This window comes from Microcoleus sp. D3_18a_C4, assembly GCF_036702415.1.
Taxonomy (GTDB): Bacteria; Cyanobacteriota; Cyanobacteriia; order Cyanobacteriales; family Microcoleaceae; genus Microcoleus.
This window is the reverse complement of sequence record NZ_JAUBTI010000044.1, coordinates 44,846-51,778: the sequence shown is the minus strand read 5'-3', so window position 1 is coordinate 51,778 and position 6,933 is coordinate 44,846. Positions and strand designations below refer to the sequence as shown.

Genomic DNA, 6,933 nt, shown 5'->3' with positions numbered 1-6,933 from the left:
TGATGAGATAACTCCGGGGTGTATCTACTAATAATGCCCTTAATGGAGTCTCCAATATGAGTTCTACATTCGCTCAACTTAACTCACAATCTGCTTTTGAAAAACAGCCAGTGCGCTCCTTAGTCTTCATTGACTCCGGCGTTAAAGATTACGAGTCAATTGCAGCGGGAGTGCTGCCGGGACAGCAGGTAGTAATACTCGATAGCACCAAAAACGGCATCGAGCAAATCACCTCTGAAATTGAAAAATACGCCTCTACTAAGGGGGCGATAGACTCGGTTCACATTTTTTCTCACGGCAATTCGGGCAGCTTGCAGCTAGGTTCTGCAACGTTAAATGCGGATAATTTATCACAATATGAAAGCCAGTTGCAAGGGTGGCGAAATGCGCTAAGCGACCAAGCAGATATTGTGCTTTATGGTTGCGATGTTGCAGCGGGTTCGGGGAGCGATTTTGTCGATCGCCTAGGCGAGTTAACCGGGGCTGATATTGCTGCATCTAGCGATCGCACTGGCCGCGGTGGTAACTGGAATTTGGAGTTTGCCAAGGGTGATATTGAAGCACCGCTAGCCTTGACTCCAGAAGCAATGGCGGATTACCGAGGGACTTTAGCAACTATTACCGTTACCAACAATAATGATAGCGGGCCCGGTTCCTTGAGAAGTGCGATCGCCTCCGCAGCAACCGGCGATACCATTCAATTTGCCTCGACTCTTGCCAGCCAAACAATTACTCTCACTTCCGGTCAACTTGTCATCAATAAAAACTTGACAATTGATGCAAGCGCTGCTATCAATTTAACCATCAGTGGCAACAATGCTTCGCGGGTGATGCTCACCGAAGGTTCAACCAATGTTACTTTAAAAAACCTGATTGTTGCCAACGGCAAAGTTTTAGGAACCGATCTAAATAATGAGGTAACTAGCGCTGGTGGTGGCATTCAAACAGGTGGCAACAGCACTTTAACTTTAGAAAATTGCCAAGTCAATAATAACGTCGCTGGTTACGCTGGTGGCATTTACGCGGGTTTCAAGAGTACCACTAATGTGCTCAACAGTACCTTTACTGGCAACGACGGGCGATCGGCTAACAGCGAACGAGGTGGCGGTGCGATCAGCACAAAAAGTGGAGGTTCTCTCACTGTCAAAGGCTCTACTTTTACCAACAACAAAGGCATTAACGGCGGGGCAATCAACCACCTTTTGGGCAACCTAACCGTCGAAAATTCTACTTTTTTAAATAACGATTCTACGGCAGGAACCGGAGCAAATACCAGTGGTTATGGCGGTGCAATTTACACCGACGGTGCTAATGCTTCCGGCCCAAATAGTACACCTGGGTCTGTCGGTGGGACGATCGCCATTCGCAACAGTCGCTTTGAGGGCAACAAAGGCGCAGGACAAGGCGGCGGGATGTTTCTCTTTGTATATCCCCCAGACAAAATCATTGTTGAAGGCAGTACAATAGTCAACAATCAAGTCGTCAAAAGCAGCAACGGCGATGCTTTAGGCGGCGGCTTACGAATTGGTAACGGCGAATTCACAATCAGCAACACTACTTTTTCTAACAATTTAGCGCAGAGTCAAGGTGGTGCTTTGTGGGTGGGAGAAAAATCCCCTGGTACGATTATCAACAGTACCTTTGCAGGAAACAAAGCAGAGAATACTAGCGGTACAAGTGGTTTGGGTGGTGCAATCGTCTTAAACACCTCTGAATCTATTAGCATTGTCAACAGCACTATTGCTAAGAATTCAGCGGGATTTCAAGGCGGGGCATTTTGGGGTGGTGGTTTGCAAACTACTCTCAAAAATACGATTGTTGCTAACAATACAGCAAATAATGGTGGCAATTCTTGGAATATCAAACAAAATGCCGGTAATAGCAAATTTAGTGATGGCGGTGGGAATTTTCAATGGCCTGCCAAAAATCCCAATGACTCCAGTGATTTTAATGTAACAGATGCTGTGACTATTGCTGACCCTAAACTGGATGTTTTGCAAACTATTAACGGTTTCTCTGTCATGCCATTGCTAGCAGGAAGTCCGGCAATTGATAAAGGTATTGCTGCTGGCGCGCCGGCTGCGGATCAGCGCGGCGTGAGTCGCCCTCAAGATGGTGATGGTAACGGAAGTGCGATCGTGGACAGCGGCTCTTTTGAATTGGGAGGTACTGTCGTCCCAGTGCCAACTCCGACGCCCGCGCCGACTCTTAGTGGTTCTTTGGGTCAAACCAATAATTACAGCAGTGTTAATGACCTGATCACAAAATGGCCGAATGCCGCCCAGAATCAAGGCATCAAACTGTCTGGGATAGCTTTTGATGGCGCGGAAACTGACTATCTTAACCCGAATGTCATCAGCAACCTCACCTTAGCAAGCAACGAAAACCCTAAAAGCTGGATGAGCTACGGCAGTATCGGTGGTATTGGTGTCCCATCCTCTTATGATGGTTGGTTCACCGACGCTAAGAAAATTCGGGCGGAAATCAACCATAACCCCAACACCAATCAATCTCAGGCGCTGAAGGTGAAATGGGCAGATAACCAAGACATCACTAGCACAACGATCGACCTCGCTGGATTGACCCCCAAAACAAGTCCAGATTTGGGCGATCAAGGCAATGAAGTTGCTTTCCTGCAAATCTTTAATAATGGGGTTCTGGTACCAGCCACCAAATTTACGATCGCTCGCCTCAACGCTCCGAGCGCTCCAAAACCCATTACTGTGTCTTCAGATGGAGTGACTTTCATTGGCGATCGCACCGATGGCAGTTTCCAATTCAAGATAGATGCAAACTCTCTGGGCGACGCTACTTTCGACGAACTGCGGTTCTCCACCAAAGCCTACGATAGCCCCACCGCTGCCTACGTCGCCACCCCCTTCAAAAGCGATGGTTCCGACTACCTAGTGGGGAAGATTGAATATCAAGGGATTTCTAATATTGATACTAATGCTGTGCCTCCGACTTTCTTCTCTTACGGTTCGTCTCCCGATCCTATTATTGATGGTGGTTCTGGAGTTGTTACAATTAATCGGACTGGCAATACTTCGGTTTCGGCTTCGGTGGACTATTTGATTGTTGCCCCTAGTGTTGGTCAACCTGTGAACAACGTAGACTACAACATTAGTCCCTTTGCTGTGAATCCTTCGTCCGGTACGGTGAACTTTAATCCCGGTCAAACTAGCGTTAGTCTGACGATTAACAATCTTCCGGGTTTGGCTGGTGGGGTGGTGAATTTGGGCTTGGGCCCAGGTTCGAGTGGCGCTTCGGCATCGACTGCAATTACTCTGCTTTAAGGCTGTTAGTAGGGCGAGGAATCCTTGGTCTACTAATATGTCCCGAAAGTAGTTAAATATTTCATCCTCATACCTAATTACATCACCAACTCTCTATACAAACGCAAAGCTTCCGCGATTGATTTGAACGTCGTGTGGTTTGACTCTGATGAGCGATCAAACTTCATTGGTGCTGAACAACCATTATTCAAAGCGATCGCCTTAAAATCTCATATTTTTTCAACTTTCCATCCAGCCTGATTCCCCACTTTGTCGGCTCGGATGAATACGAAAGCGCCCCGCTTGAATCGATCGCCACTGGGCTTAACTCCGATGAGTGATCTAACTTCGGCTGTTGATAGAATCCAACCAGAGGCGATCGCCTGTTCCAGCGCTGCGTAATGTTGTAAAGGGTCGCGAGTTGCTGCAATATGTCTGGCGATCGCCTCGATGAGTTCAAGAAAGTTTTCTCTGTCTTGATTTATAGCTGTTGAGGTCGTAGGTTCGATCGCTTCTGTTTTGAAAATTTCGGTGTGGCTGCTCTCAAAATCAGATAGGGTGCCGCCAGATTTTAGATGCTGATTTAACTTGTCCAGTTGATCTAGTTGGTCACTGGATATTTTGCCTCGGGCTACTGGTTCGATCGATAAAGCTTTTATGCGATCGTACACAGATTGCTTGCTGCTTAGGTTGTAGCGCTCTTGCAGGCTTGCGATCGGGTAAGTTTCCATGTCCAGTCACTTGTCCAGTTTGGTACTGGACAAATTATAACTCTGCTTAGTCCAGTCGCTCACTGGACAATTGACTGGACTAAAAAAAACCTTTTTTATGGGGGGTAGAGACGCCTTGCGAGACGTTTATAGATTACCAATTGAGTAACGCCTGTAATTGCTCAGCGTTTAATCCTTGCAAGCTTTCTAGTTTTTCAGCCATAACAGCCAGAAACTTCTCAAAATTTGGGCAATTTTGACCAGAAGATAAGTCGTTGGGGACTAAAAAATTGGCACAGGTTGGGTATGGGTTTGGTTCCGCTTGCATTCCTATTGACGACTTTCAGGCGCTCGCTCTCAAATCTCAAACCGACGGTCATTACCACTACCTCTTGTCAATTCGGATTTATTAATGCTATCCTGTTTACAGCAGTCACGACTTTCAGGAATATAACACTTTAGTGGTTTCCAAAAAGTAAGCACTACTATCTGAAACCAGCACTCATATATCTCTCTAAAATTCTGCTAGTCATCTTGTTTTGCAGGCGCTTTTTTTTTAACGCCTCACAACCAAGAATCGGCTTTCCGATTAATCATAATAAAACGACCTATACAGGAGCCCTACCAGGAGCTCCTTTTTTTTGGTTCGTTTCCAGAGCAGAGCGAAGTGAGAGCTGGTTGCAAAATCTAATAAGCAAGGAGACTTTGAAATAGCCCAAAAAGGTTACAAGAGTCAAAGCAATAATTGAATAAAACACCCTTGGCAGGGGCGGATTACCGTCCCGGCTTTTTTGTTTTTTTTCGAGGGGTTGCTAACAGAAACTCAAGTCTAAATAGCGTGATAAGTATTCTTGCAGTTATTTATCACGTTTGAGCTACAGCTTGAGGCTGTAAGGGCTTATCCGCAAGAGTTTCACCGCATTTGTTTGCTTATATCTTAATAGATAAAGAGCAAAATGAGTGCCATTCAATTGATGTTAAAGTGTGATATATCACACCCCAAAGGAGTAAAAATGGACAAACTCATCAATACCGTACCGCAAAATTGGGAGGAGGCTTATCGCCTCTACGAGCAAAATTTTAAGGCAAAAAATCTTCAGGCTAAAAATCATGGTTTAACTCTCCTGCGAACGGCTTTATTCCGATATGTTTTACCTAAGTATGGCTTGCCTTTCCCGGAGGGCAAAAAGTTAACCTCAGTTGAGTCAAAAGCAGCTTGGAAATTGCTGGGGAAAATTCCTACCCATGAATTGAAAAATGCTCTGAGTTATCAAAAGGAGGTTTTTAAAATTCTGAAGTGTACGCTCTCTATCTGTAGAACTTATCGAATGCACTTGACCAAGTTTCTCTTGTGGAGTCAGCAACAACCTTGGTGGAATGGGGCAGTTATTGTTAGCGAGAAAGACCGAGAGAAACGCTGTCCGAAAATGCGGAATACAAGAAGCTTTAGTAAGGACAAACCTCGGGTGACCGAGCGCCAGATCAATCGGGGTTGCCCTAATTTTCAATACACCTTGAAATCTGAAGAGATTTCGCCTGATTTACAGCAGGAACTCGATCTGTTCTTGAAATTCCAAACTGCTCTGGTTGGGAATCGCAATCGCCAAGATCAAGCTCTGCGCCCTGTTAGTGCAATGGCTCACGTTACAGCCGCGAAGAGGCTATTAGGTTGGCTCCATCGTTATCAGGGCATCCCCCTCGACGAGTTAAGTCTCAAAAAATTGGTAGCTTACAGTGGATTAACTCCTGAAGGCAAGAAAGATGAAGCAGAGATAGAGGCAGTGATAGAGCTAATTGACTCTCACTTAGAATGGTTGAGGGAAGCCCGAGGAGCGTCTCCTAATACTGAACTTAAAGCTGTGGAATGTCTGGTAGCTGTGGCGAAATTTCTTTATCATAAAGCATCGAAACAGCGCAGTCGCCACCAAGTTGGTGGCAAGCAGGTCGGGTACAAAGATATTCCAATTATTGAGGAATTGAGGCTGTTGGAAGGCGAGATTATGGTCAGGGTAAATCAAAGCCCGCGCTGTTCCGATGAATCGAAGAAATGGCTCGATTGGCCAGTCTTCTTAACCTGTGTAAAACAGTTGGTAGAGGAATGTAAGGAGCGGAGTGCTTGTGGCAAGAAGCGGCCACTGAAGGCGATCGCCCAAAGTTACCAAATAGCTTTGATTTTTATGCTGTTGAGTGCTTTTCCAGACCGCAGCCGGACGCTGAGGGAACTAGAGGTTGGCCGCACTCTATTCAACCGCGATGGGAAGTGGTTTATTGAGCACAGTGCTGCTGACTTCAAGACGGGTGATAGCTTTTGCAAGAATGGTCAAAAGCGGGTAATAGAACTGCCAGAGAGCTTGTATCCCTTTTTTACGGAATGGCTGGAAAAATGGCGGCCTATTTTCAATCCTAAGCATGGGTATTTTTTTACAAAAGTCAACGGCGATCCGCTTGACACCAGCGCTTTGGGTAATTACTTCCGTAGTCGGAGCTATCGGTTGACAGGCCAAGTTTTTACACCGCATATGGTGAGGGATTCCATTGTTACTCACCTTAAATTATCGGGAGCGGAGGATACCGTGCTGGCAGCTTTGGCGGACTTGATGGCTCACTCTCAGAAGACTCAGGGTCAAATCTACGATCGCCGCACTCCTTCTCAGAAGGTGGCTCCGGCTTTGGAAGCGTTGCAGTCGCTCTCAGCCGGCATTCTGCCTGAACCAATTGTGGAACCGTTGATAGTGATTTCATTTGAGAATGATGCTGAAACTTGATTATTACTGCACTTTTGCAGGTTCGTGAAGTACAAACAACTCGGTTTTAGGGGCAGAACCCCCGTGCCTGCCCCGATTCCGGGTTGTTAAGCTGTACTTCATAAATCAGCCCCTGACATCGGATACTGATTCAGTGACCTAAATCCCGATCGCTCTGGGGAGTTGTATTTTCGCTGCTGCCGA

The 6,933-nt window shown here is 46.1% G+C and carries 3 protein-coding genes; 2 read left to right on the top strand and 1 reads right to left on the bottom strand.

Translation table 11 applies throughout. From position 1 onward, the window contains the following. Window positions 1-56: 56 nt before the first annotated feature. Window positions 57-3,296, top strand: a complete 3,240-nt coding sequence (locus QUB16_RS19185) for a DUF4347 domain-containing protein (RefSeq protein ID WP_333318479.1) — start codon at window positions 57-59, stop codon at window positions 3,294-3,296. A gap of 209 nt (window positions 3,297-3,505) precedes the next feature. On the opposite strand, the gene QUB16_RS19180 is transcribed toward QUB16_RS19185, so the two are convergent. Beyond that, window positions 3,506-4,006 (bottom strand): hypothetical protein, encoded by a 501-nt coding sequence (locus tag QUB16_RS19180; protein WP_333246673.1) that lies wholly within the window; start codon window positions 4,004-4,006, stop codon window positions 3,506-3,508. Window positions 4,007-4,998: 992 nt separating this feature from the next. Between QUB16_RS19180 and QUB16_RS19175 the strand changes: the two genes are divergently transcribed. Continuing rightward, entirely contained in the window at window positions 4,999-6,750 is a 1,752-nt protein-coding gene (locus QUB16_RS19175; protein ID WP_333318477.1) for a site-specific integrase, read from the top strand. Window positions 6,751-6,933 lie beyond the last annotated feature (183 nt).